This is a genomic window from Streptococcus sp. CF7_Ac1-8, from assembly GCF_024295435.1.
Lineage (GTDB): Bacteria > Bacillota > Bacilli > Lactobacillales > Streptococcaceae > Streptococcus > Streptococcus mitis_AP.
Genome location: NZ_JANCPI010000012.1, coordinates 28,560 through 53,348 on the forward strand (window position 1 = coordinate 28,560; position 24,789 = coordinate 53,348).

20 protein-coding genes are annotated in these 24,789 nt (G+C 35.6%); 18 read left to right on the plus strand and 2 right to left on the minus strand.

The genetic code is table 11. The annotated features are described in order from the left end of the window. The first annotated feature begins 201 nt into the window (after nt 1-201). The gene (locus NMM26_RS07115) at nt 202-2,307 is read left to right on the plus strand and encodes an ATP-dependent Clp protease ATP-binding subunit (protein ID WP_084861574.1); all 2,106 of its coding nucleotides are present in this window, start codon (nt 202-204) and stop codon (nt 2,305-2,307) included. A gap of 60 nt (nt 2,308-2,367) precedes the next feature. Here the strand turns inward: NMM26_RS07115 and NMM26_RS07120 are convergent, their stop codons facing one another. Both NMM26_RS07120 and NMM26_RS07125 read right to left on the minus strand, forming a co-directional pair. Next, on the minus strand, nt 2,368-2,850 hold the full coding sequence (locus NMM26_RS07120; protein ID WP_000032547.1) for an S-ribosylhomocysteine lyase: 483 nt from the start codon (nt 2,848-2,850) through the stop codon (nt 2,368-2,370). A gap of 94 nt (nt 2,851-2,944) precedes the next feature. Then, nucleotides 2,945-4,429: a DUF1846 domain-containing protein gene (locus NMM26_RS07125; RefSeq protein ID WP_254754085.1), complete on the minus strand. Its 1,485-nt coding sequence runs from the start codon at nt 4,427-4,429 to the stop codon at nt 2,945-2,947. A gap of 152 nt (nt 4,430-4,581) precedes the next feature. On the opposite strand from NMM26_RS07125, the gene NMM26_RS07130 reads away from it, so the two are divergent. From NMM26_RS07130 to NMM26_RS07210, 17 genes are all read left to right on the plus strand, one after another. Further along, nucleotides 4,582-6,189 carry an alpha-glucosidase gene (locus NMM26_RS07130; protein WP_254754086.1) on the plus strand — a complete coding sequence of 536 codons (1,608 nt, stop codon included), beginning with the start codon at nt 4,582-4,584 and terminating at the stop codon, nt 6,187-6,189. 195 nt (nt 6,190-6,384) lie between these two features. Then, a complete protein-coding gene (locus tag NMM26_RS07135) occupies nt 6,385-8,343 on the plus strand; it encodes a peptide ABC transporter substrate-binding protein (RefSeq protein WP_254754087.1) in 1,959 nt (652 codons plus the stop codon). 189 nt (nt 8,344-8,532) lie between these two features. Continuing rightward, nucleotides 8,533-9,978 (plus strand): LCP family protein, encoded by a 1,446-nt coding sequence (locus tag NMM26_RS07140; RefSeq protein WP_254754088.1) that lies wholly within the window; start codon nt 8,533-8,535, stop codon nt 9,976-9,978. Nucleotides 9,979-9,984: 6 nt separating this feature from the next. Then, nucleotides 9,985-10,716 carry a capsular polysaccharide biosynthesis protein Cps4B gene (gene cps4B, locus NMM26_RS07145; RefSeq protein WP_254754089.1) on the plus strand — a complete coding sequence of 244 codons (732 nt, stop codon included), beginning with the start codon at nt 9,985-9,987 and terminating at the stop codon, nt 10,714-10,716. An 8-nt stretch (nt 10,717-10,724) separates the two neighbouring features. Then, nucleotides 10,725-11,417, plus strand: coding sequence for a Wzz/FepE/Etk N-terminal domain-containing protein (locus NMM26_RS07150; RefSeq protein WP_254754090.1), 693 nt, complete (start codon nt 10,725-10,727; stop codon nt 11,415-11,417). 10 nt (nt 11,418-11,427) lie between these two features. Continuing rightward, nucleotides 11,428-12,159: a tyrosine-protein kinase gene (locus tag NMM26_RS07155; protein WP_254754091.1), complete on the plus strand. Its 732-nt coding sequence runs from the start codon at nt 11,428-11,430 to the stop codon at nt 12,157-12,159. A 23-nt stretch (nt 12,160-12,182) separates the two neighbouring features. Next, nucleotides 12,183-13,532, plus strand: a complete 1,350-nt coding sequence (locus NMM26_RS07160) for a sugar transferase (protein WP_254754092.1) — start codon at nt 12,183-12,185, stop codon at nt 13,530-13,532. A gap of 34 nt (nt 13,533-13,566) precedes the next feature. Beyond that, a complete protein-coding gene (gene cps2T, locus NMM26_RS07165) occupies nt 13,567-14,739 on the plus strand; it encodes a beta 1-4 rhamnosyltransferase Cps2T (protein WP_001224114.1) in 1,173 nt (390 codons plus the stop codon). After that, nucleotides 14,736-16,019: a glycosyltransferase gene (locus NMM26_RS07170; protein WP_254754093.1), complete on the plus strand. Its 1,284-nt coding sequence runs from the start codon at nt 14,736-14,738 to the stop codon at nt 16,017-16,019. The genes cps2T and NMM26_RS07170 overlap by 4 nt, the downstream gene beginning before the upstream one ends. After that, a complete protein-coding gene (locus NMM26_RS07175) occupies nt 15,997-16,686 on the plus strand; it encodes a DapH/DapD/GlmU-related protein (RefSeq protein ID WP_254754094.1) in 690 nt (229 codons plus the stop codon). The genes NMM26_RS07170 and NMM26_RS07175 overlap by 23 nt, the downstream gene beginning before the upstream one ends. A gap of 220 nt (nt 16,687-16,906) precedes the next feature. Continuing rightward, nucleotides 16,907-17,875, plus strand: coding sequence for a DUF6625 family protein (locus NMM26_RS07180; RefSeq protein ID WP_000721290.1), 969 nt, complete (start codon nt 16,907-16,909; stop codon nt 17,873-17,875). Beyond that, nucleotides 17,872-18,942 (plus strand): glycosyltransferase, encoded by a 1,071-nt coding sequence (locus tag NMM26_RS07185; protein ID WP_254754095.1) that lies wholly within the window; start codon nt 17,872-17,874, stop codon nt 18,940-18,942. The genes NMM26_RS07180 and NMM26_RS07185 overlap by 4 nt, the downstream gene beginning before the upstream one ends. A gap of 32 nt (nt 18,943-18,974) precedes the next feature. Then, entirely contained in the window at nt 18,975-20,126 is a 1,152-nt protein-coding gene (locus NMM26_RS07190; protein ID WP_254754096.1) for an O-antigen ligase family protein, read from the plus strand. Beyond that, a complete protein-coding gene (locus NMM26_RS07195) occupies nt 20,123-21,538 on the plus strand; it encodes a flippase (RefSeq protein WP_254754097.1) in 1,416 nt (471 codons plus the stop codon). Before NMM26_RS07190 ends, NMM26_RS07195 begins: the two co-directional genes overlap by 4 nt. Nucleotides 21,539-21,549: 11 nt before the next feature. Next, entirely contained in the window at nt 21,550-22,662 is a 1,113-nt protein-coding gene (gene glf / locus NMM26_RS07200) for a UDP-galactopyranose mutase (protein ID WP_254754098.1), read from the plus strand. Further along, on the plus strand, nt 22,649-23,641 hold the full coding sequence (locus tag NMM26_RS07205; protein WP_254754102.1) for a stealth family protein: 993 nt from the start codon (nt 22,649-22,651) through the stop codon (nt 23,639-23,641). Before glf ends, NMM26_RS07205 begins: the two co-directional genes overlap by 14 nt. Before the next feature lie 10 nt (nt 23,642-23,651). After that, nucleotides 23,652-24,707, plus strand: coding sequence for a galactofuranosyltransferase (locus tag NMM26_RS07210; RefSeq protein ID WP_254754099.1), 1,056 nt, complete (start codon nt 23,652-23,654; stop codon nt 24,705-24,707). Nucleotides 24,708-24,789: the final 82 nt, after the last annotated feature.

Below are 24,789 nucleotides of genomic sequence, written 5' to 3' on the forward strand. Positions count from 1 at the left end.
CTTATTTAAAGTAAAATAGAAAGAGGTGGGGTCTATGTTTAATCTAGAAATCTTTAGAAGTAAAGATAGTCTACTCCTGCTTGAAAAAGAAAAACCAGAAATAGTACGTAGAGTAGCGATTTAGCTAGTCTAAATTTTTTAAAGAAAAAGTCAAAGATAGTCAATATCAGTAATAATAAATAACAAAAAGAGGTAAAGAATATGAACAACAACTTTAATAATTTTAACAACATGGATGATTTATTTAACCAATTGATGGGTGGTATGCGTGGATATAGTTCAGAAAACCGTCGTTACTTGATTAACGGCCGTGAAGTAACGCCTGAAGAGTTCGCTCACTATCGTGCAACTGGTCAATTGCCAGGAAATGCAGAAGCTGATGGACAAATGAAACAACAGTCTTCAGGTATGAAACAAGACGGTGTCCTTGCAAAACTAGGTCGAAACTTGACTGCAGAAGCACGTGAAGGTAAGTTAGATCCGGTTATTGGACGTAATAAAGAAATCCAAGAAACTTCTGAAATTCTTTCTCGTCGCACAAAGAATAATCCAGTTCTCGTCGGTGATGCTGGTGTTGGTAAAACTGCAGTAGTAGAAGGATTGGCCCAAGCTATCGTGAACGGCGACGTTCCTGCAGCAATCAAGAACAAAGAGATCATTTCTATTGATATTTCTGGACTTGAAGCTGGTACTCAATACCGTGGTAGCTTTGAAGAAAACATTCAAAACTTGGTAAACGAAGTCAAAGAAGCTGGAAATATTATCCTCTTCTTCGACGAAATTCACCAAATTCTTGGTGCTGGTAGCACAGGTGATGGTCAAGGATCTAAAGGTCTTGCTGATATCTTGAAACCAGCTCTTTCACGTGGAGAATTGACAGTGATTGGCGCAACTACTCAAGATGAATACCGTAATACTATCTTGAAAAATGCAGCCCTTGCTCGTCGTTTCAACGAAGTGAAGGTTAATGCTCCATCAGCAGAGGATACTTTTAAAATCCTTCAAGGAATTCGTGATCTCTATCAACAACACCACAATGTTATTTTGCCAGATGAAGTCTTAAAAGCTGCCGTTGATTATTCTGTTCAGTATATTCCTCAACGTAGCTTGCCAGATAAGGCTATCGACCTTGTCGATGTTACGGCGGCTCACTTGGCAGCTCAGCATCCAGTAACAGATGTTCATGCTGTTGAACGTGAAATTGAGGTAGAAAAAGACAAGCAAGAAAAAGCAGTTGAGGCAGAAGATTTTGAAGCAGCTCTAAACTATAAAACACGCATTGCAGAATTGGAAAAGAAAATCGAAAACCATACAGAAGATATGAAAGTGACTGCAAGTGTCAACGATGTGGCTGAATCTGTAGAACGTATGACGGGTATTCCAGTATCTCAAATGGGGGCTACGGACATCGAACGTTTGAAAGATATGGGTCATCGTTTGCAGACGAAAGTTATTGGTCAAGATAAGGCCGTTGAAGCAGTAGCAAAAGCTATCCGTCGTAACCGTGCTGGTTTTGATGAAGGTAACCGTCCAATCGGTAGCTTCCTCTTTGTAGGTCCTACTGGTGTCGGTAAGACTGAGTTGGCTAAACAATTGGCTCTTGATATGTTCGGAACGAAAGATGCTATCATCCGTTTGGACATGTCAGAATACAGCGACCGCACAGCCGTATCTAAATTGATTGGTACAACTGCAGGTTATGTTGGTTACGATGACAACAACAATACCTTGACAGAACGCGTCCGTCGCAATCCATACTCAATCGTCCTTCTCGACGAAATTGAAAAGGCTGACCCTCAAGTCATCACCCTTCTCCTTCAAGTTTTGGACGATGGTCGTTTGACAGATGGTCAAGGTAACACTGTCAACTTCAAGAATACGGTGATTATCGCAACTTCAAACGCAGGCTTTGGTTACGAAGCTAACTTGACAGAAGATGCTGATAAACCAGAATTGATGGATCGTTTGAAACCTTACTTCCGTCCAGAATTCCTTAACCGTTTCAATGCTGTCATCGAATTCTCACACTTGAGCAAAGAAGATCTTTCTAAGATTGTAGACCTTATGTTGGTTGAAGTTAACAAGACGCTTTCTAAGAAAGACATTGACTTGGCAGTGAGCGAAGCTGCTAAAGAATACATGACTGAGGAAGGCTACGATGAAGTCATGGGTGTTCGTCCACTCCGTCGTGTGGTTGAACAACAAATCCGTGACAAAGTCACAGATTTCCACTTGGATAACCTTGATGCTAAACACCTAGAAGCTGATATGGAAGATGGTGTTTTGGTCATTCGTGAAAAAGCCTAAGACAGAATTTTGAGCATAAAAAAGAAGGAGCCAGCTGAAAAACTGGTTCCTTTTTTGTGTTTAGATGACATGGCGTTCAAAGGCATCATCTGAAATCCCTTGTTCCAAGATGAGCTTTGCCCATTCTTTAGCAGAAAAGAGGCTGTGATCCTTGTAGTTTCCGCAAGATTCGATGGTTGTTCCAGGGACATCTTCCCAAGTGGTAGTTTCAGCGATTTCTTTCAGCGAATCCTTGATAACTGCTGCAATCTCAGCGCTAGTATGACGTCCCCACATAATCATGTGGAAGCCTGTACGGCACCCAAATGGTGAACAGTCAATCATGCCGTCAATGCGGGTACGGATGAGTTTTGCCAAGAGGTGCTCGATAGTGTGAAGGCCAGCAGTAGGGATAGAGTCTTCATTGGGTTGCACTAAGCGAATATCATAATTGGAGATGATGTCTCCCTTTGGCCCTGTTTCTTCCCCAATCAAGCGAACATAAGGTGCTTTAACAATGGTGTGGTCAAGTTCAAAACTTTCAACAATAACTTCTTTTGACATGGTAAATCCTTTCAGTTTTCTTCTTTCATTATAACATAAAGCCGGCTCTTGAGTCAGAGAGAAAACCTCTCCGAGGCTGGAGAGGTTGAAATCTTTATTTACGATACAAGCGGTCGTATTGGTAGTAAGGGTCAAAGGTTACATTGATACCCAATTTGCGAAGGACATTCTTGTCTTCATCGGTTAAGATGATGGTTGAGTGGGCTTCGCTTCCTTTGAGGTTGCCAAGTTCTTCCATGGCATGCGCAGCGTCAGGATTTTCCGTAGCTGTGATAGCAAGTGCAATCAAGATTTCATTTGAATGCAGGCGTGGATTGCGACTACCTAGATGATCGATTTTAAGACCTTGGATCGGTTTGACGACTTCAGGCTCGATGAGTTTTACTTCATTGGCAATGTTAGCTGATTTCTTGATAGCGTTAATCAAGGCAGCGGCTGTAGGGCCAAAGAGCTCTGAGTTCTTACCTGTGACAATTTCTCCGCTTGGCAATTCAAGGGCTAGGGCTGGTCCGCCAGTTTCTTCTGCTTTTTGACGCGCAGCAACAGCAACCTTACGGTCTGCAGGTGTGATGCCGAGGTCATTCATAAGCAACTCGATTTTCTTGACAGCAGCTTCGCCAACTTTTTCGGCTTTAAAATCAAGAACAGTTTGATAGTAACGGCGGATGATTTCTTGTTTAGAAGCTTCGACAGCAGCTTCATCATCTGCAATAGCGAAACCAACCATGTTGACACCCATATCTGTCGGAGAAGCGTATGGAGATTTACCAAGGATACGTTCTAACATGCGCTTGAGCACTGGGAAGATTTCGATATCACGGTTGTAGTTGACAGTGGTTTCTCCGTAGGTTTGGAGATGGAAAGGGTCAATCATGTTGACATCATCAAGGTCAGCTGTAGCAGCCTCGTAGGCCAAATTGACTGGGTGATGAAGGGGAAGATTCCAAACTGGGAAGGTTTCAAATTTAGCGTAGCCAGACTTGATACCATTGATTTGGTCGTGATACATATTGGACATACAAGTTGCTAATTTTCCAGAACCAGGTCCAGGAGCGGTTACGACGATCAAGTTGCGACTGGTTTTGATGTAGTCATTTTTTCCCATGCCTTCTGGAGAAATGATGTGATCCATATCCGTCGGATATCCTTTGATTGGATAATGAAGATAAGAATCAATTCCGTTTTTCTCAAGTTGGTTGCGGAAGGCATCTGCAGCTGGTTGACCAGCGTACTGTGTGATGACAACGGAGCCAACAAAAATTCCCAATTCATTGAATTTGTCAATCAGACGAAGAACTTCTTGGTCATAAGAAATGCCCAAGTCACCACGTGCTTTGGAATGTTCGATGTTGTTAGCATTAATGGCAATTACAACCTCGACTTGCTCTTTCAATTCTTGCAAGAGCTTGATTTTGTTGTCAGGCTCATAACCAGGAAGGACACGAGCAGCGTGGAAATCTTCTAACATTTTGCCACCAAACTCTAAGTAGAGCTTGCCGTCAAATTGGTTAATGCGCTCCAAAATGTGGTCGCGCTGTAGATTCAAATATTGTTCAGAACTAAAAGCTTGTTTTTTCATTTTTTTACCTCTGACCTCTATTATAATAAAAAATTGGAAGTTAGGAAACTATGGAGTTAAAAAAGGAATTAAAAAGATTAGGCAAACGCTTGCACAAAACTCTAAAAAGCGCTATCATAGACTACAGATTATTAAAATAATGAGGTAAGAAGATGCAAGAAAAATGGTGGCACAATGCCGTAGTCTATCAAGTTTATCCTAAGAGCTTTATGGATAGCAACGGAGATGGAATTGGCGATTTGACAGGAATTACCAATAAGTTAGACTATCTAGCCAAGTTAGGAATTACAGCGATTTGGCTTTCTCCCGTTTATGATAGTCCGATGGATGATAATGGCTATGATATTGCTGATTATCAAGCGATTGCGGCTATTTTCGGGACCATGGAGGATATGGACCAACTGATCGCAGAAGCTAAGAAACGTGATATTCGTATCATCATGGACTTAGTGGTCAATCATACTTCAGATGAGCATGCTTGGTTTGTCGAGGCCTGTGAAAATCCTGATAGCCCTGAACGAGACTACTATATCTGGCGGGATGAACCCAACGATTTGGAGTCTATCTTTAGTGGGTCTGCTTGGGAGTACGATGAAAAGTCAGGTCAGTACTATCTCCACTTTTTCAGCAAGAAGCAACCTGATCTCAACTGGGAAAATGAAAAACTTCGTCAGAAAATTTATGAGATGATGAATTTCTGGATTGATAAAGGCATTGGTGGTTTCCGCATGGATGTCATTGACATGATTGGGAAAATTCCTGACGAGAAAGTAGTCAATAATGGTCCCATGCTCCATCCCTATCTCAAGGAGATGAATCAGGCGACCTTTGGAGATAAGAATCTCTTGACAGTAGGAGAGACTTGGGGAGCAACGCCAGAGATTGCCAAGCTCTATTCTGATCCAAAGGGGCAAGAATTGTCTATGGTCTTCCATTTTGAACATATCGGTCTTCAGTATCAGGAAGGTCAGCCTAAATGGCACTATCAAAAAGAACTGAATATTGCTAAGTTAAAAGATATTTTCAACAAATGGCAGACAGAATTAGGAGTTGAGGAAGGCTGGAATTCGCTCTTCTGGAACAATCATGACCTCCCTCGTATTGTCTCAATCTGGGGAAATGACCAAGAATACCGTAAAAAATCTGCCAAAGCCTTTGCCATCTTACTTCATCTCATGAGAGGAACTCCTTATATCTACCAAGGTGAGGAGATTGGGATGACCAACTATCCGTTTGAAACGCTGGACCAAGTAGAAGATATTGAATCTCTGAACTATGCGCGTGAAGCTCTTGAAAAAGGTGTTCCGATGGAAGAAATCATGGACAGTATCCGTGTCATTGGACGTGATAATGCCCGTACCCCAATGCAATGGGACGAGAGCAAAAATGCTGGTTTCTCAACAGGTCAACCTTGGTTGGCAGTGAATCCAAACTATCCAACAATCAACGTTCAAGAAGCGCTGGCAAATCCAGAGTCTATTTTCTATACCTATCAGAAACTGGTTCAAATCCGTAAGGAGAATAGCTGGCTGATTCGAGCTGATTTTGAATTGCTTGATACGGCTGAAAAGGTATTTGCCTATATCCGTAAAGATGGGGACCGTCGTTTCCTAGTTGTGGCCAACTTATCCAATGAAGAGCAAGACTTGACCGTAGAAGGAAACGTCAAATCGGTCTTAATTGAAAACACCGTGGCTCAAGAAGTTTTTGAAAAACAAATCTTGGCTCCATGGGATGCTTTCTGTGTGGAATTACTATAAACATTTTTTACAGAAAAATCTAAAAATGAAATCGCATAAAAACAAGGGAGGACTGTATGAAAGACAGAAATCCTTTGTTTTTTTATGACTAAAGTTTATAAACTTTCATTCTAGAAATTCAATTAACTTTACAAATTCCCACTATTTTGGTAAAATAAACCTATGTTATAAAAACTAACATAAAGGAGAAAGAAGATGACTACAAAAAAGCGTATCCTTAGTGCAGGTCTGACTGTTGCAGCTGCCTTGCTGTTAACTGCTTGCGGACAATCAGGTTCAGATACAAAAACTTACTCATCAACCTTTAGTGGAAACCCAACTACATTTAACTACTTATTAGACTACTACGCTGATAATACAGTTATTATTACTAACCTAGTTGATGGTTTGCTTGAAAATGACAACCACGGAAACCTAGTTCCATCTTTGGCAGAGGACTGGTCTGTTTCAAGCGACGGTCTGACTTATACCTATAAACTGAGAAAAGATGCCAAATGGTTTACGGCTGACGGTGAAGAGTATGCCCCAGTCAAGGCACAAGATTTTGTGACAGGTATCAAATACGCAGTGGATAATAAATCCCAGGCCATTGACTTGATTCAAAACTCAATCAAGGGCTTGAATGATTATATTACAGGAGCGGATTCTGACTTTTCTAAGGTTGGAGTGAAAGCCATTGATGACCATACTGTTGAGTATACTTTGGCGCGCCCAGAACCTTACTGGAACTCAAAAACAACCAACAGTATTCTTTTCCCAGTGAATGAAGAGTTTCTAAACTCAAAAGGGAAAGATTTTGGTACCCTATCTCCAGATAGCATTCTCTACAGCGGACCTTATTTGTTAAAAGATTTCACATCAAAATCATCGATCGAGTATGTGAAAAATCCGCATTATTATGATCATGACAAAGTATCGATTGAACACGTAAAATTGGCCTATTTTGATGGTTCAGACCAAGAATTGACCATCCGTAACTTTGAAAGTGGAGCTTATTCAATCGCAGGTGTTTATCCAAATAGTTCTAACTTTGCTAAGACCAAGGAGAAATATAAGGATAATATCGTCTATAGCTTGCAGGACAAGACTTCTTGGTATTTCAATTTTAACGTCAACCGTAAGGCCTACAATCACACTGCTAAAACAACAGATGAGCAGAAGAAGTCAACTGAGACAGCTGTTTTGAACAAGAACTTCCGCCAAGCGGTGAACTTTGCCTTGGACCGCACAGCCTATTCTGCTCAGTCAAATGGGGAAGAAGCGGCTAGCAAGACCCTTCGTAACACCCTAGTACCTCCTACATTTGTCCAAGTTGGAGACAAGACTTTTGGAGAAGTAGTCGCTTCTAAATTGGTCAACTATGGCACAGAATGGTCAGGTATTAACTTGGCAGATGCTCAGGATGCCTATTTTAACAAAGAAAAAGCCCAAGCAAAATTTGCGGAAGCTAAAAAAGAATTGGCAAGTCAAGGTGTGACTTTCCCTATTCACTTGGATGTAGCTGTTGATCAAACAAGTAAAAATGCTGTGACAGGCATGAACTCAGTTAAGCAGACCCTTGAGTCAGTTTTAGGTGCTGATAACATTGTCATTGATGTTCAGCAACTTTCAACAGATGATTTTAATAACGTAGCCTTCTTAGCACCAACACCAGCTGATCGAGACTATGATTTGAGCTTTGATGGTTGGGTAGGTGACTATCAGGATCCATCAACTTATCTCAATCCTTTCAATGCAGAGGATGGATTCTACCTCAAGATTTTTGGTCTAGATGCTCAAGAAGATAAAGCTAAGATTGCTAGCTTGGGACTTGATACTTACACCAAGATGCTCAAAGATGCAGATAGTGAAAATAAAGATGTAGCCAAACGATATGAAAAATATGCTGAAGCACAGGCTTGGATGATTGACAATTCTCTGATTATGTCAGCCATGTCAAGTGGTGGTACAGCATCTGTAACCAAAGTAACGCCATTTACAAGAGGCTATTCACTGGTCGGCATTAAGGGTGATGGCAATAACTACAAGTACATGAAACTGCAAAAAGATACTGTGACAACCAAACAGTTTGAAGAAGCTAAGACCAAATGGGAGCAAGAAAGCAAAAAAGCAATCGAAAAAGCTCAAAAAGAAGCAGAAAATCATGTTAAATAGATGAACGAGGTTCCGTAAGGGACCTTGTTTTAATGTTTATATAGTAAATTTATTGATGTAATTGTTTGCAAATCAAAAAGAATATTTCGGAAAGAAGATGAGAACGCTTTACCTAAGCGGATTTATCTCACAAGTGTATTTTTTTATGATATAATAAAATGAAATAAAAATTGATAATAGAGGTATATCGTGAGTAGATCTTCGAAGCGAGCTCGTCAGGGTAAAACAAAAATATTGATTAGTTGGGGGTTGCTAGCTATCTATGCAGTACTAGCAGTCTTTTTATTGTTTTTAATTTTCAAGTACAATATGCTAGCCTTCCGATATCTCAATATAGTGGTTGCTGTCTTAATTGTAGCCTTAGCCATCTTGTGCTTCTTTTTAATTCGGTCTAAGAAAGTTCAAAATCTAACGCTGATTTTATTACTACTGGGTGTGTTAATCAATGGAACTTCCCTCTTTGCTGTAAGTCAGTTCATTGGCTTTACCAGTCGCCTGAATGCAACATCGAATTACTCAAATTATTCGATGAGTATTGCAGTGTTAGCAGATAGTCCAATTGATAATATCAGTCAGGTAACCAGTGTAATGGGGCCTACTGGGACGGATAGGGATAATATCCAACAGTTGATGAATGATCTGAAAGCGACTCAAAACAAGGAATTGACAGTCGAAGAAAGCAGTTCCTATCTTGCAGCCTATAAGAGTTTGTTAGCTGGTGATACAAAGGCAATCATTCTAAACAGTGTCTTTGAAAATATTATCGAATCAGAATATCCTGACTATGCTTCAAAAATTAAGAAAATCTATACCAAAGAATTAACCAAGACGGTTGAAACTCCAAAAGATATCAAAGGTAACAGTTTCAACGTTTATATCAGTGGAATTGATACTTACGGTCCAATCAGTTCAGTTTCTCGTTCGGACGTCAATATCATTATGACAGTGAATCGCGAAACTAAAAAGATTCTCTTGACAACGACACCTCGTGATTCCTATGTTCCAATTGCAGATGGTGGCAACAACCAAAAAGATAAGTTGACCCATGCGGGGATTTATGGGGTAGATGCTTCAATTCATACCCTGGAAAATCTCTACGGTATTGACTTGAACTATTATGCTCGTTTGAATTTCACTTCTTTCTTGAAGTTGATAGATCTCCTTGGTGGGGTTGATGTTCATAATGATCAGGATTTTACATCATTGCATGGTAAGTTTCATTTTCCTGTAGGGAATGTTCATCTTGATTCGGAGCAAGCTCTTGGCTTTGTGCGTGAGCGCTATTCTTTGGCAGATGGAGATCGGGATCGTGGCCGTAACCAGCAAAAGGTCATTGTCGCTGTTTTGCAAAAGTTAACTTCGACAGAAGCTTTGAAAAATTATGATAGTATTATAAAAGGGCTACAAGATTCGATTCAAACCAATATGCCACTTGAAACCATGATGAACCTGGTTAATGCCCAACTTGAGAGTGGTGGAACGTATAAAATCAATTCGCAAGATCTTAAAGGAACAGGGCGTATGGATTTACCATCCTATGCCATGCCTGATAGTAACCTCTACATGATGGAGATAAGTGATAGCAGTTTAGAGTCAGTCAAGGCTGCAATAAATGATGTGATGGAAGGAAAATAAGACAAAATGATTGATATTCATTCGCATATTGTATTTGGTGTGGATGATGGTCCAAAATCTAAGCAAGAAAGCAAGGCGCTTCTGACAGAAGCCTATAGGCAAGGGGTAAGGACTATTGTATCGACATCGCATAGACGAAAAGGAATGTTTGAAACTCCTGAGGAGACAATCGAGGAAAATTTCCAAGAAGTTAAGGAACTAGCCAAGGAAGTGGCTCCAGACTTGACCATTCTCTACGGAGCGGAAATTTATTATACCCATGATGTACTTGAGAAGTTAGAGAAGCAAGTAATTCCAAGTCTTAATAGGACACGCTATGCTCTCATTGAGTTTAGTATGACTACCCCTTATCGGGAAATTCATACTGCTTTGAGTAATGTTCTCATGCTTGGTATAACGCCTGTAGTTGCCCACATTGAACGTTATCATGAATTAGAGAATAACGAAAAACGGGTAAAAGAGTTGATTGATATGGGTTGCTACACTCAAATCAATAGTTCAAGTATTTTAAAACCAAAGTTATTTGGAGATAAATATAAATTTATGAAGAAACGAGCTCGCTATTTTCTAGAGCGTGACTTGGTTCATTTTGTTGCTAGTGATATGCACAATTTAGACCAAAGACCGCCTTACATGAAAGAAGCTTATGAGATCGTCTCAAAACAATATGGTGAAAGAAAGGCGAGAGAATTATTTATCGAAAATCCTCGCATCATCTTAGCAGATCAAATTATTTAGGAGTTGACATGAAAGAAAATAAAGAAATCGGAATTGATGTTGTTCAATTATTAAAAATCCTTTGGAAGAAAAAACTCGCTATCGTACTAACTGCGATTGTGACAGCTGTACTTGCATTTGGCTTGAGTAGTTTTGTGTTGAAACCGGAATATGCTAGTACAACACGTATCTATGTTGTTAGTCGCAATCAATCTGAAAATACAGGGTTGACGAATCAGGATTTGCAGGCAGGTACCTATCTTGTAAAAGACTATAAGGAAATTATTCTTTCACAAGATGTACTGGAAAAAGTCATTTCAAATCTTAAATTAGATAAAACAGTCAAAGAATTAACTAAGAAAATTCAGGTGACAGTGCCAGTAGATACTCGTATCGTATCAATCGTGGTAAAAGATGCGCAACCAGAAGAAGCGAGCCGTATCGCAAATGCTCTTCGTGAAGTAGCAGCTGAGAAAATCATTAAGGTAACTCGTGTTTCTGATGTAACAACGCTAGAGGAAGCTAGACCAGCACTAACACCATCCTCACCTAATATTCGTCGAAATACGGTACTTGCTTTTCTAGCAGGTGGAGCAGTGATGGTTGTTTCAGTTGTATTGCTTGAATTATTGGACGATCGTGTCAAACGACCAGAAGATGTCGAAGAAGTCATGCAGGTTGCACTTTTAGGAATTGTTCCAGATTTGGATAAGTTAAAGTAAGGGAGAAAACATGCCAACATTAGAAATCTCAAAAAAGCATTTAGATTTTGCTAAAAAAGCTGAAGAACACTATAATGCTTTGCGTACAAATATTCAATTGAGTGGCGATAATTTGAAAGTTCTTGCCATTTCATCTGTCAAACCTGGTGAAGGGAAATCTACAACATCAACGAATATCGCCTGGGCTTTCGCGCGTGCAGGCTATAAAACACTACTAGTAGATGCAGATATCCGAAATTCAGTTATGTCTGGTGTTTTCAAGTCAAGGGAAAAGATTACTGGGCTGACTGACTTCTTAGCAGGAACTACTGATCTTTCAAATGGTCTCTGCGATACCAATATTGAAAACCTATTTGTTATTCAGGCAGGACCGGTATCACCTAACCCAACAGCCCTCCTGCAGAGTGAAAATTTCCACACCATGATTGATACCCTGCGCAAGTATTTTGACTATGTCATTGTAGATACTGCACCGATTGGGATGGTTATTGACGCTGCTATCATTACACAAAAATGTGACGCTTCTATCTTAGTAACTGCGGCTGGAGAGACAAAACGTCGTGATGTCTTAAAGGCGAAGGAACAGTTAGAACAAACAGGAACTCCTTTTTTAGGTGTAGTTCTAAATAAATTTAACACCGAAGTTGAAAAATATGGAGCTTATGGTGGTTATGGAGCCTATGGAGCCTATGGAGCCTATGGAGCCTATGGTTCCTACGGAAATTATGGGAAAAAGAAGTAGGTAGAGTTACCTAGGAGGTAGTTTTGAGAGAAGTATCAAATATTCGAAAATTAGAGATTCTCATAATACAACTGTTTCCAATTTATCTGATACCTTTTGTATTGAATATCCATGAACATATACTATTTCTAATGGTTGTTCATGTCATTTCTTACTATGTCAGTGATTATAGTAAGAATTTCAAATATCGGAGTATAGCAGAAGAACTGATACAGACAATAAAGTATGAATTGGTCTATCTGTTATTAGCTATTGTTGTTTTTCCATTGTTAGCACCCGACTTACCTTATTTAAGCATTTATAATTTTTTATGGATTATAGGGGTAAATACGCTTTTTATCCTAGTACTTAATTTCTTCACTCGTAAGGTTTGGAAGTTCTTTTCTCGCAAAAAAAAATATACTCAACGTATCTTGCTAGTAACTACGCGTGCACGAGTTGATAGAGTACTAAATCAACTTTCTACTTATGAGTATGGCTATGTTTCAGCTGTTTGTATTGGAGATGATGAGCCTTTTGAAGCTTCTAATTTTACAGTCGTTACCTTGGATAATCTAGTAACCTATGCTACGAGATCAGTAGTAGATCAAGTGGTGATTAATCTTCCAAGTGAGAGCTTTTTGATTGCAGGTTTTATTTCTCAATTTGAAATGATGGGTTTGCCAGTAGCTGTCAATATAGCGGCTTTAGATTTTGTAACCAATAGTGAAAAAGCGATTCAACGTTTTGGGAATTCTAGTGTTGTTAATTTTTCAACAACCTTTTATCGTTCTAGTGATGTTGCTTTAAAACGAATGATAGATATAATCGGATCCTTATTTGGTTTAGTGATTTGTGGTATAGTATCTATTTTTCTTATTCCTCTGATAAAAAGAGACGGAGGTCCTGCTATTTTTGCCCAAGATAGGGTTGGTAGAAATGGACGAGTATTTAAATTTTATAAATTCCGTTCTATGAGAGTAGATGCGGAGGAAATTAAGAAAGACTTGATGAGTCAGAATCAGATGCAGGGTGGAATGTTTAAGATTGAAAACGATCCACGTGTGACAAAGATTGGGCACTTTATTAGAAAGACGAGTCTAGATGAACTTCCACAATTTTGGAATGTTCTAAAAGGTGATATGAGTTTAGTTGGTACTAGACCACCAACCTTAGATGAGTACATGAAGTATACACCCGAACAAAAACGTCGTCTCAGTTTTAAACCGGGGATCACAGGCCTTTGGCAGATTAGTGGTAGAAGCAATATTACAAACTTCGATGATGTAGTAAAATTAGATGTTGCTTATTTAGATGGTTGGACAATTTGGAAAGATATAGAAATTCTAATAAAAACAGTTAAGGTTGTATTGATAAAAGATGGAGCGAAGTAATTTTTGTTTTATTATAAAATAAAGTAGGAGTGATATGAGAAAAGCAGTTTATATCATTGGTTCAAAAGGAATTCCTGCCAAATATGGAGGGTTTGAAACCTTTGTTGAAAAATTAACCGAATACCAAAAAGACAGCAACATACAATATTATGTTGCTTGTATGCGTGAAAATTCAGCCAAGTCTGGTATCATGGAAGATCGGTTTGAGCATAATGGAGCCATTTGTTTCAATGTTGATGTGCCTAATATCGGACCAGCCCGCGCCATCGCTTACGATATTGCAGCAGTCAACAAGGCTATTGAAATGGCTAAGGAAAACAAGGATGAAGCTCCCATTTTTTACATTCTGGCTTGTCGTATTGGTCCTTTTATTTCAAGAATTAAGAGAAAAATTCGAGCTATTGGGGGCACCTTGCTTGTGAATCCAGATGGCCATGAATGGTTGCGAGCAAAGTGGAGCCTGCCAGTTCGTAAGTACTGGAAATTTTCAGAGCAACTCATGGTCAAGCATGCTGATTTACTGGTATGCGATAGTAAAAATATCGAACAATATATTCAAGAGGACTATAAACAGTATCAACCAAAGACCACCTATATTGCCTATGGTACTGATACTGCTCCTTCAAACCTGAGAGCAGAAGACACAAAGGTTCGGAACTGGTATAAGGAAAAAGGAATTAACGAAAATGGTTATTATCTAGTGGTGGGACGATTCGTCCCTGAAAACAACTACGAAACCATGATTCGTGAATTTATCAAGTCCAAGTCCAAGAAGGACTTTGTCCTCATCACAAATGTGGAGCAGAATAAATTTTACGATCAATTGTTACAGGATACTGGTTTTGACAAAGATCCTAGGGTCAAATTTGTCGGTACAGTCTATGACCAAGAGTTGCTCAAGTACATTCGTGAAAATGCTTTTGCCTATTTCCATGGGCATGAGGTCGGGGGGACAAACCCTTCTCTACTAGAAGCTCTAGCATCAACAAAACTGAATTTGTTGCTAGATGTTGGTTTTAACCGTGAGGTTGGTGAAGACGGAGCTATTTATTGGAAAAAAGACGAGTTGGCACGCGTCATTGAGGAAGTGGAAGGATTTGATCATGCAAGGATAGCTGATTTGGATTTCAAGTCAAGCAAAAGGATCCTCTCAGCTTTCACATGGGAAAAGATTGTGTCGGATTATGAGGAAGTATTTATTAAATGAAAATTTTACATTATACTTTAGGTTTTCGGCCATCACGTACAGGTGGACTTGTTAAATATGCAGAAGATTTGATGAATCAGCAGGTTGAATCAGGGTATGAAGTAGTAGCACTGTATCCCGGTAGAATTAAATTTTTTTCGTATGATTTAGTTATAGAATCTACAAAATCAAGAGGTTTTGATTGTTATGAATTAATAAATAGTTTGCCATTAGCAATATTTGGTGGTTTTACAGAGCCGGATTCATTTATGAAAAAATGTGATAAAAGAGTCTATTATAATTTTCTAAAAAAAATTAATCCAGATATAATTCATGTACACTCATTAATGGGAATACATAAAGAATTTTTTGAATCTGCCCATGAATTAGGTATAAAGATATTTTTTACTAGCCATGACTATTATGGATTGGCACCAGTACCCAATTTTTTCTTTAACGGAGTAGATTATAGTGAAAACAATACTAATATATCTTGGAATATAATGTCTTCAAATGCTCTCAGTGTGAAAAAACTTCGTTTTTTTCAAGTTCCCTTTTATCCAACAATTAGGAGAGTATTGAAAGTATTAAGAAAAAATCTGAAATCTAAGAGAAATATAGAAGTTTCTGAGAAAACAGAGCTTGTTGATTATAGAGATATCCGTTCATATTATAATGAAATCTTTAATTTAATTGATGCTTATCTATTTAATAGTAGTGTAGCAAGGGATGTTTATATAAAAAACGGGGTACTTCCTCAAACAGAAGCGATTATTTCTATTTCTAATAGTAACATTCGGAAACGAAATGTACATAGAAAAAAGCGCAATAAAAGTGTAATAGCTTATATTGGTCCAGATGAAGATTATAAAGGTTATTTTGATTTTATTGATTTTGTAAATGATATTGATAAAGAAAATTATGAAGTTAAAACCTATGGCCATTTACCTAATAGAGAGTGTCCTGCCTATATTCAACAAAATGGATATTTCACAAAAAATAATATTGATACGATATACTCTGATATAGATATTCTTATTGTACCTAGTAAATGGAAAGAAACATTTGGTCTGATTACGATAGAAGCGTTATCCTACGGTGTGAAGGTATTTGTTAGCGAGAATGTTGGCTCTAAAGATTTGCTTTCAAAATCATATGTATTTCGAAATAAACAAGATTTATTAAACAAAATACAAAGTACAGATTATGAAGAACAAGTTATAAATACTATGGAAGAACATATGATTGAAGTAAAAAATTTTTATGAAAGAATAATAAATGAATATAAAAAAAATAGTTAAAATGGTCACTGGAAGAGATATTGATATTCACCCAGATGTTCCAATAAATTACGTCATGAAAAAAGGGATTATTTATTGTTTAGGTTTAATAAATGGTGTAATACGTAGTATAGGATTCGGAAAAAGAGGAAGTCGATTTTGTATAGGTAATGGTGTATCCATCTCTGCCAAACATAAATTATATATTGGGAATAATGTAAGAATTGGTCATCATGTAATGATAGATGCACTATCGGAAAATGGTGTACAACTTGCAGATTATGTAAAAATAGGTAATTATTCCCAGATTATAGGAACCGGCTCAATAAAAAATATAGGTAAAGGTCTACGTATCGGCAAAAATTCTTCTTTCTCAGAATTTTGTTTATTTGGGGCTGCTGGAGGAATAACTATTGGAGATGATGTCATTTCAGGACAAAATGTACGCTTCCACTCTGAAAATCATAATTATGATAATGTTGATAAGTTAATAAGAGAACAAGGTGTCAATAGAAAAGGAATTTCTGTTGGTAATAATTGCTGGATTGGGGCGGGTGCAGTATTCTTAGATGGATCTAGTATAGGATCGGGTTGTATTGTGGCTGCTAACTCAGTAGTAACGAAGCATTTTCCAGACAATGTTATTATTGGTGGTGTACCTGCTAAGATTTTAAAAAAAAGGTCTTAGTTGAAACTCTTTAAAAATTAATTATACTAGAGATTTTCTACATACATAAAGGAACTACTAAAACTAGTGCTAAGTTCTAAGTTTTTATGTTAAAAAATTCTCTTAGTAAATAACAAAACAACTTCATTTATTCAAATAAATCTCTGAGATTTATTAATATGATATTTAAAAAATTCTTTCGTAATAATATAAAAATTTAGAGCAAGGATGATTCAAATAAATGAAAAAAATAAAAATCATTATCCCATATTTTGGAGCATTCCCAAAATTTTTCCCTTATTTTTTAATGACAGCTAGAAGAAATAAGAATATTGATTTTGAAATCTTTACTGATCAACCAGTAGAGCAATTCTCTTTGTTAAATGCAAGAAATATACATTTTAATAGAGCGACCTTTTCTGAATTAAAAAAGAAAATTCAATCAAAATTTAACTTTGTGATTTCGCTAGATAATCCTTATAAGCTATGTGATTATAAACCAGCTTATGGATTAATTTTTGAAGATGAGCTAATTGGGTATGATTATTGGGGTTTTTGTGATACGGATATCTTATTAGGAGATATTTATCAATTTTTAGAAGATTATGAGTTTTTCACAAAAGAATATGATAGATATGGACTTTTAGGTCACCTTCAGATATACAAAAATACAAAAGAGGTAAATACTATTTTTAAAACGGGCGTTGGTATGAGTTATCGATTGGACTACCAAAATGTTTATACCAGCAGTAAAAATTTTATTTTTGATGAGCAAGAGGGAGTTCAGAAACTTTTTGAACACTCTCGAATGAATCAATTACAAGTAACTTGCTTTCATGATTTAGATATTTCTTGTTTTTCTTTTAGATGTAATGGTGAGGAAAAGGTACAAAGATATTATTATTGGACAGATTTAAAAGGCCTAGAATCGATAGAGTTAAAAAAAGGAAATATAGAGACAACTCAACCTCTATATGTTCATTTCCAAAAAAGGAATATTAAATGTCCTGAAGTAGTAGAAAACGAACCATTTTATGTTATTCCGAATCGTTTAGTTTATGGTGATAAATTATCAGTTGAAGAAATCAAAAGTATGACTCAAAATAAGATTTACTGGGAACATATAAAGAGGGTTATTCAGAAAAAATTTAAGAAAGAAAAATGGACTTTTGAATTCATACTTCATAAGATAAGGATGAAAAATCGATGAACAATGTAACGTTAAGTATCATAATACCTGTTTATAATGTTGAAGCTTACCTAAGAAGATGTTTGAATTCTATACTTAAACAAAATACTTTAATAGACTATGAAATTATATTGGTTAATGATGGATCGACTGATACGAGTGGAAAAATTTGTGATGATTTCCAATCACACTTCCCTAATATTCAGGTGAAACATATAAAAAATGGTGGCGTTGCAGCAGCCAGGAACCTTGGTATAGCTCTATCAAATGGGAAATTATTATATTTTGTAGATCCAGATGACTATTTGACAGAGTCTTTTTTTATAGAGCTTGCTCCATATATAAATGATAATTGGGATGTTTTATGCTTTGGTTTTAATGAAGTAAAAGAAAAAAATATGGTCGCAATATCTTGTCGCGCACATAGATATAGTAAAATAGGAATATTAACTCATGAAGATTTTATTAATAATTTTGTAGATTTCTTTAGGACAGATATGATGTACAATGTTTGGTCAAGAGTTTATAAAAAAGATTTCATTTTAGAGCACGGTATTGAGTTTCCAAAAAAATCCATTGGGGAAGATACTTTATTTAATTTTCAAGTATATAAGCACTTAGAAACTATCCGATTTATTGAACCTTGTCTATACAATTATATAGCTGGTAGAAGTGGCTCTGCTTTAACAGTATTTAACCCAGTTAGAATTGAAATTCAACTAAATGAGCTTGCGGAGTTGAAACAACTATTGAAAAAATTTCATATAGAAGATTATTCTTTGTTGAAAGAGATAAAAACGAAGATTATTGTAAGTTCTGCCTTTCAAATTGCTAATTTAGAAGATACAAAAAAAAATAGGGTAAGATTATTAAGAAGCATTATTGAAAATGAACAATTTGATGACATTTTTTCAGGAGAAACTTATCAAATCATTGGTTCTTATGGTGTTTTAATAAAGAACAAGAACTTTTCTTTATTGCTTAGGAGGTTGACAATAGAGTTACTTGCCAGAAAAAAATTCAGAACAGTATTGTTTATTGAAAAATTAAAAATGAATCGAGTCTTACGTAAGATTGTTTTTAAATAATTTTTTAAAAAACTAACAGTAAAAAGGATATTATGTTAAAAATTAAATTTGAGAACCTTTTGGTGATTTTTGTATTAACTATAGTTACGGGATATGATACTATTATGACTACAATGTTAAATAGGACACTACCTAATATTCCCGTGATTTTATTAATATGTGTAGTTTTATTATTGATTTTTAGATTTTTATTTATAAAAAAATTTAGTGCATTTTATATTATATCGAGTATTTTATTGATATTGACAAGTATTATAGTATTTTTACGTACGGGTGGTACCAATTTTCTTCTGTATTCATTGTTGATTATACTATTATATCAAGCAGATGTTGATGTAGTTTTGAAAACATATGTGGGTGTATCAGGTATAATTGTCTTGTTAATCTTTCTACTCTCAATTTTAGGAGTAGTACCTAATTTACAATTTGCTCAAATTCGCTCATCTAGTTTAGTAGTTAGAAATTCATTTGGTTTCATCTATCCAACTGATTTTGCTTCTCACTGTTTTTACCTATTTATTGCTTGGGGTTATTTGCTTAGAGAAAAATACATATTTATCAGAACAATTGTAGGACTATCTTTAGCATTCTTTCTACTAAAATTTTGTGATGCACGACTAAATGCATTATCAGTTCTTGCTGCAACTTTGATTTTCATAATCATGTATTATACTAAAGAAAGAGAATTCAAAGTATACAGTATAATGCCATATTTTGCTCTTATTTTTTCTGCTTTCATGTTTTATGTTTCCTACTTTTTCACATGGTCTTCTTCGTTCTATGTGAATTTAAATAATCTGTTTAGTATGAGATTGTTTTTAGGTAAAAATGCACTGGATACATATGGTTTACCTTTATTTGGTAAAGCTGGAGTAAAGTTTATTGGCTATGGTGGGACCACCGAGTCGGTTCACAGTTATAACTATGTTGATTCATCTTATATCCAAATGTTATTTTATTATGGATTAATTCCTGTTGTATTGTTAGTATTGATTTATGTGTTTGCTTCAAAAAAAGTTCATAAGCAAAAAAAATATTTATTTCTAGCCCTATTATCTCTTATTACAATTAACTGTATGATTGAAGCTTTCTGGATAAGACCAGGATACAATATTTTTATGTTTACAATTTTTGCTAATTTGTATGATATCCAAAATAAGGAAAAAAGAGAAGTAAGACTATGAAAATAATAAAAAATTATGCTTATAATCTTTCTTATCAGTTATTACTCATAATACTACCTATCATCACAACTCCATACGTTACGAGGGTATTTTCATCAGAAGCTTTAGGAACCTATAGCTTCTTCAGCTCTATTGTTACCTATTTTCTTTTGCTAGCTAGCTTAGGAGTAGCTAACTATGCTACCAAGGAAATCTCAAGTAATAAGAAAGATATTTGTAGGAATTTTTGGGGCATTTATACTCTACAGCTAGGGGCAGCAATTTTTTCTTTTGTGCTGTATGTTGTACTATGTCTTATTTTACCTACTATGAAAAATCCTGTGGCTTATATTTTAGGTTTTAGTTTGATTTCTAAAGCTTTAGATATTTCTTGGTTATTTCAAGGTTTAGAGAATTTTCGAAAGATTACAGTAAGAAATATTACGGTGAAATTAGCTGGTGTTATTTCTATTTTTCTATTCATAAGATCATCAAACGATTTATCTTTATATGTTTTTTTACTAACCACTTTTGAATTGTTAGGACAATTAAGTATGTGGTTACCAGCAAAAGAATTTATTGGGAAACCACACTTCGATTTGATGTATGCTAAACGGCATTTGAAGCCAGTCATCTTATTATTCTTACCTCAGATTGCTATATCGCTCTATGTGACATTAGATAGCACTATGCTTGGGATTCTTGCTTCAGCAAGAGATGTAGGTATTTATGACCAAGCTTGGAAACTTGTTAATATTTTATTAACACTAGTGACTTCGTTAGGTAGTGTCATGTTACCACGGGTTTCAAATCTTTTATCTTCAGGGGATCATAAAGCAGTTAACAAAATGCATGAGATGTCATTTCTGATTTATAATTTGGTAATTTTCCCTATTATAGCAGGAATGCTAATTGTAAATGATGATTTTGTGAATTTTTTCCTGGGTCAAGATTTTCAAGAGGCACGTCATGCGATCGCAATTATGATTTTTAGAATGTTCTTTATTGGTTGGACCAATATTATGGGGATTCAAATTTTGATTCCTCATAATAAAAATAAAGAATTTATGCTGTCAACAACAATTCCTGCTATTGTGAGTGTGGGATTAAATCTTCTTTTGCTTCCAAAGCTGGGCTATATAGGTGCAGCAATTGTGTCTGTCTTAACAGAGGTACTAGTATGGCTGATACAGTTATTCTATACTCGCTCTTATTTGAGAGAGGTACCTATTCTGGGTTCATTGATTAAAATTATAATTTCATCAGGATTTATGTATGGTATCTTGCTATTTATAAAACAATTCCTAAATGTATCACCGATGATCAATGTGGGATTATATGCTTTTCTGGGAGCAATCATTTATGCAAGTATGATTTTGATTTTTAAAGTAATCAATCTAAATGAGTTAAAACAACAATTATTAAAAAAATAAAGGAGTGTAATATGTACGACTATCTAATCGTCGGTGCTGGTTTGTCTGGAGCAATTTTTGCTTATGAAGCAACCAAGCGTGGAAAAAAAGTAAAAGTTATTGATAAACGTGACCACATTGGAGGAAATATCTACTGTGAGAATGTAGAAGGTGTTAATGTTCATAAATATGGTGCCCATATCTTCCATACTTCTAATAAAAAAGTTTGGGATTATGTGAATCAATTCGCTGAATTCAACAACTACATCAACTCGCCTGTAGCTAATTACAAGGGTAGCCTTTATAATCTACCTTTCAATATGAATACTTTCTATGCTATGTGGGGAACAAAAACTCCTCAAGAAGTCAAAGATAAGATTGCTGAGCAAACGGCTCATATGAAGGACGTTGAACCTAAAAACTTGGAAGAGCAAGCTATTAAATTGATCGGTCTAGATATTTATGAAAAGTTGATCAAAGGCTATACTGAAAAGCAATGGGGACGTTCTGCGACTGACCTTCCACCCTTTATCATTAAACGTCTACCAGTTCGTTTGACTTTTGATAATAACTACTTTAATGACCGTTACCAAGGGATTCCAATTGGAGGGTACAACGTTATTATCGAAAATATGCTGAAGGATGTTGAAGTAGAACTTGGAGTTGACTTTTTTGCCAATCGTCAGGAATTGGAAGCTTCTGCTGAAAAAGTTGTCTTTACAGGGATGATTGACCAATACTTTGATTATAAACACGGTGAGTTAGAATACCGTAGTCTTCGTTTTGAACATGAAGTTCTAGATGATGAAAATTATCAAGGAAATGCAGTTGTTAACTATACGGAACGAGAAATTCCTTATACTCGTATTATTGAGCATAAACACTTTGAGTATGGTACACAAGATAAAACGGTCATTACTCGTGAATACCCAGCTGATTGGAAGCGTGGAGATGAGCCTTATTATCCAATCAATGATGAGAGAAACAATGCTATGTTTGCTAAATATCAAGAAGAAGCAGCACAGAATAATAAGGTTATTTTCTGCGGACGTTTGGCCGATTATAAATACTACGACATGCACGTGGTCATTGAACGTGCCTTGAATGTTGTAGAAGAAGAGTTTAAAAAAGATAATGAAGGATAAAATTGATATTGTTGTTTTATGGGTAGATGGGAAAGATCCTAACTTTATTAAGGAAAAACAAAGAATAAGCAGTCAAAAAGAATTATTAAATGAAGATACTGATGGTGAACAGCGTTATCGAGAATATGGAATTTTTCAATATTGGTTTCGTATGATCGAGAGACATGCACCGTGGGTTAATAATATTTATTTAATCACGAATGGTCAAAAACCTGATTGGCTGAATCTTAATCATCCAAAATTGAGATTGATATCACATAAGGAATTTATTCCAGAATCCTATCTTCCAACTTTTAATTCAGCGGCTATTGAGTTAAATCTTCATAGAATTGAAGGATTGTCTGAAAATTTTATTTATTTTAACGATGACATGTATTTGATAAAAGATGTAAAACCTTCAGATTTCTTCAAAAATAATCAACCGAGGCTTTTAGCAGTTTACGATGCTTTAGTTCCATGGTCCTCGTATACAAACACTTATCATAATAACGTTGAATTGATTTATCGTCATTTCCCCAAAAATCAAGCCTTAAAATCTTCTCCTTGGAAATTTTTTAATTATAGATATGGTACTTTAATATTGAAGAATATCTTATTACTTCCATGGGGCCCTACGGGGTATGTAAATCAACATCTTCCAGTTCCAATGAAAAAGAGTACTTTAGCTCATCTTTGGAAAATCGAGTCGGAGGTATTGGATAGAACGTCACGGAATCAATTCAGAAATTATGGGGTGGATGTGAATCAGTATATTTGTCAGCACTGGCAGATTGAAAGTAATGAGTTTTATCCAATTTCAAAAAATATGGGTGAATCAATTGAGCTAAATCAAATTGATAAGCTGAAGAAAATTTTTGGAAATAAGAAGCGAAAACTACTATGTGTGAATGATAGTATTAATATTGATGAAAGAAATATTATACTTTTCAAAAAATTATTAGAAGAACGCTATCCAGAAAAGTCATCTTTTGAAAAATGAAAGGTAAAATATGAAATACTACTTAAAAGAAGAATTTTTAAACGATGTTAACCAAAAAAATGCTGGCAATAAGGCACGTAATGATGTTGAAACTGTGTTAAATGAGTTGGGATATATCCCTTTAAGAGTATTGGTTGATGATTGGTATAAAATGAATGTACTCAAGGCACAGATACATAAATATCAAGCACTATCAAAAGCATTCAAACTTTTAAAAAGAGGCGATGAGATTGTTATCCAATTTCCATTATTACACCATTCCTTACTATTTAGTAATTTACTAAAATTCCTTAGAAAAAAAGGTATTAAAACCTATTTTCTGATTCATGATTTAGAAACTTTACGTTTTGTAAATGATGAAACATTACCTTTTAGAATGAAATTACGTATGAAAGTTACGGAGGGATCTTCTTTACATTATGTAAATGGTATTATTGCTCATAATAAAGTAATGAAAGGAGTATTAGTCAATAAAGGAGTTATTGGAGAAAAAATTACTAATTTAGAAATCTTTGATTATTTAATTCCAGATTTTATAGAAAAAACTAGTTTAAGAAAAGAACAACCAATAATTGTTGCAGGAAATTTATCACAAGATAAAGCAGCATATCTGTACTCATTACCTATAGAACCACAATTTAATTTATATGGTGTTGGATTTGATGAGTCTAGGAAGTTATCTAATGAAACCTACTTTGGTTCATTTCTTCCAGATGAACTTCCATCAGTATTGGAAGGAAGTTTTGGTTTAGTTTGGGATGGTGACAGTTCTGAGACTTGTAGTGGATTTTTTGGAGAGTATCTACGCTATAACAATTCTCATAAAGCGTCACTTTATTTGACTTCTGGTTTCCCTATCATTGTTTGGAAGGAATCTGCTTTGTCTCATTTTGTCTTAAAGAATAATTGTGGTATTACAGTTGATTCTTTGTTTGATATACAAGAAACAATCAATAGTATTTCGGAAGAAGAATATCAAGAGTTAGTAGAAAATGCACAAAAGGTAGGAAATAATATAAGATCAGGATATTATTTGAAAACAGCTTTAGATAAATTAATTAAATAATTGGTTTAAATTCAATAAGTAATGTGTCATTTGTCTCTGATTACTAATGAAAAAATTCTAATTTAATATAGAAAGGTAGTTC

Excerpts from the sequence above, each read along its gene's own strand:
- NMM26_RS07155 (WP_254754091.1), top strand. The coding sequence starts at position 11,428 with ATGCCAACATTAGAAATCTCAAAAAAGCATTTAGATTTTGCTAAAAAA.
- NMM26_RS07210 (WP_254754099.1), top strand. The coding sequence starts at position 23,652 with ATGAAATACTACTTAAAAGAAGAATTTTTAAACGATGTTAACCAAAAA.
- NMM26_RS07125 (WP_254754085.1), bottom strand. The coding sequence starts at position 4,429 with ATGAAAAAACAAGCTTTTAGTTCTGAACAATATTTGAATCTACAGCGC.
- NMM26_RS07185 (WP_254754095.1), top strand. The coding sequence starts at position 17,872 with ATGAACAATGTAACGTTAAGTATCATAATACCTGTTTATAATGTTGAA.
- NMM26_RS07175 (WP_254754094.1), top strand. The coding sequence starts at position 15,997 with ATGAATATAAAAAAAATAGTTAAAATGGTCACTGGAAGAGATATTGAT.
- cps2T (WP_001224114.1), top strand. The coding sequence starts at position 13,567 with ATGAGAAAAGCAGTTTATATCATTGGTTCAAAAGGAATTCCTGCCAAA.
- NMM26_RS07115 (WP_084861574.1), top strand. The coding sequence starts at position 202 with ATGAACAACAACTTTAATAATTTTAACAACATGGATGATTTATTTAAC.
- NMM26_RS07195 (WP_254754097.1), top strand. The coding sequence starts at position 20,123 with ATGAAAATAATAAAAAATTATGCTTATAATCTTTCTTATCAGTTATTA.
- NMM26_RS07130 (WP_254754086.1), top strand. The coding sequence starts at position 4,582 with ATGCAAGAAAAATGGTGGCACAATGCCGTAGTCTATCAAGTTTATCCT.
- NMM26_RS07190 (WP_254754096.1), top strand. The coding sequence starts at position 18,975 with ATGTTAAAAATTAAATTTGAGAACCTTTTGGTGATTTTTGTATTAACT.
- NMM26_RS07170 (WP_254754093.1), top strand. The coding sequence starts at position 14,736 with ATGAAAATTTTACATTATACTTTAGGTTTTCGGCCATCACGTACAGGT.
- NMM26_RS07150 (WP_254754090.1), top strand. The coding sequence starts at position 10,725 with ATGAAAGAAAATAAAGAAATCGGAATTGATGTTGTTCAATTATTAAAA.
- NMM26_RS07120 (WP_000032547.1), bottom strand. The coding sequence starts at position 2,850 with ATGTCAAAAGAAGTTATTGTTGAAAGTTTTGAACTTGACCACACCATT.
- NMM26_RS07135 (WP_254754087.1), top strand. The coding sequence starts at position 6,385 with ATGACTACAAAAAAGCGTATCCTTAGTGCAGGTCTGACTGTTGCAGCT.
- glf (WP_254754098.1), top strand. The coding sequence starts at position 21,550 with ATGTACGACTATCTAATCGTCGGTGCTGGTTTGTCTGGAGCAATTTTT.
- cps4B (WP_254754089.1), top strand. The coding sequence starts at position 9,985 with ATGATTGATATTCATTCGCATATTGTATTTGGTGTGGATGATGGTCCA.
- NMM26_RS07180 (WP_000721290.1), top strand. The coding sequence starts at position 16,907 with ATGAAAAAAATAAAAATCATTATCCCATATTTTGGAGCATTCCCAAAA.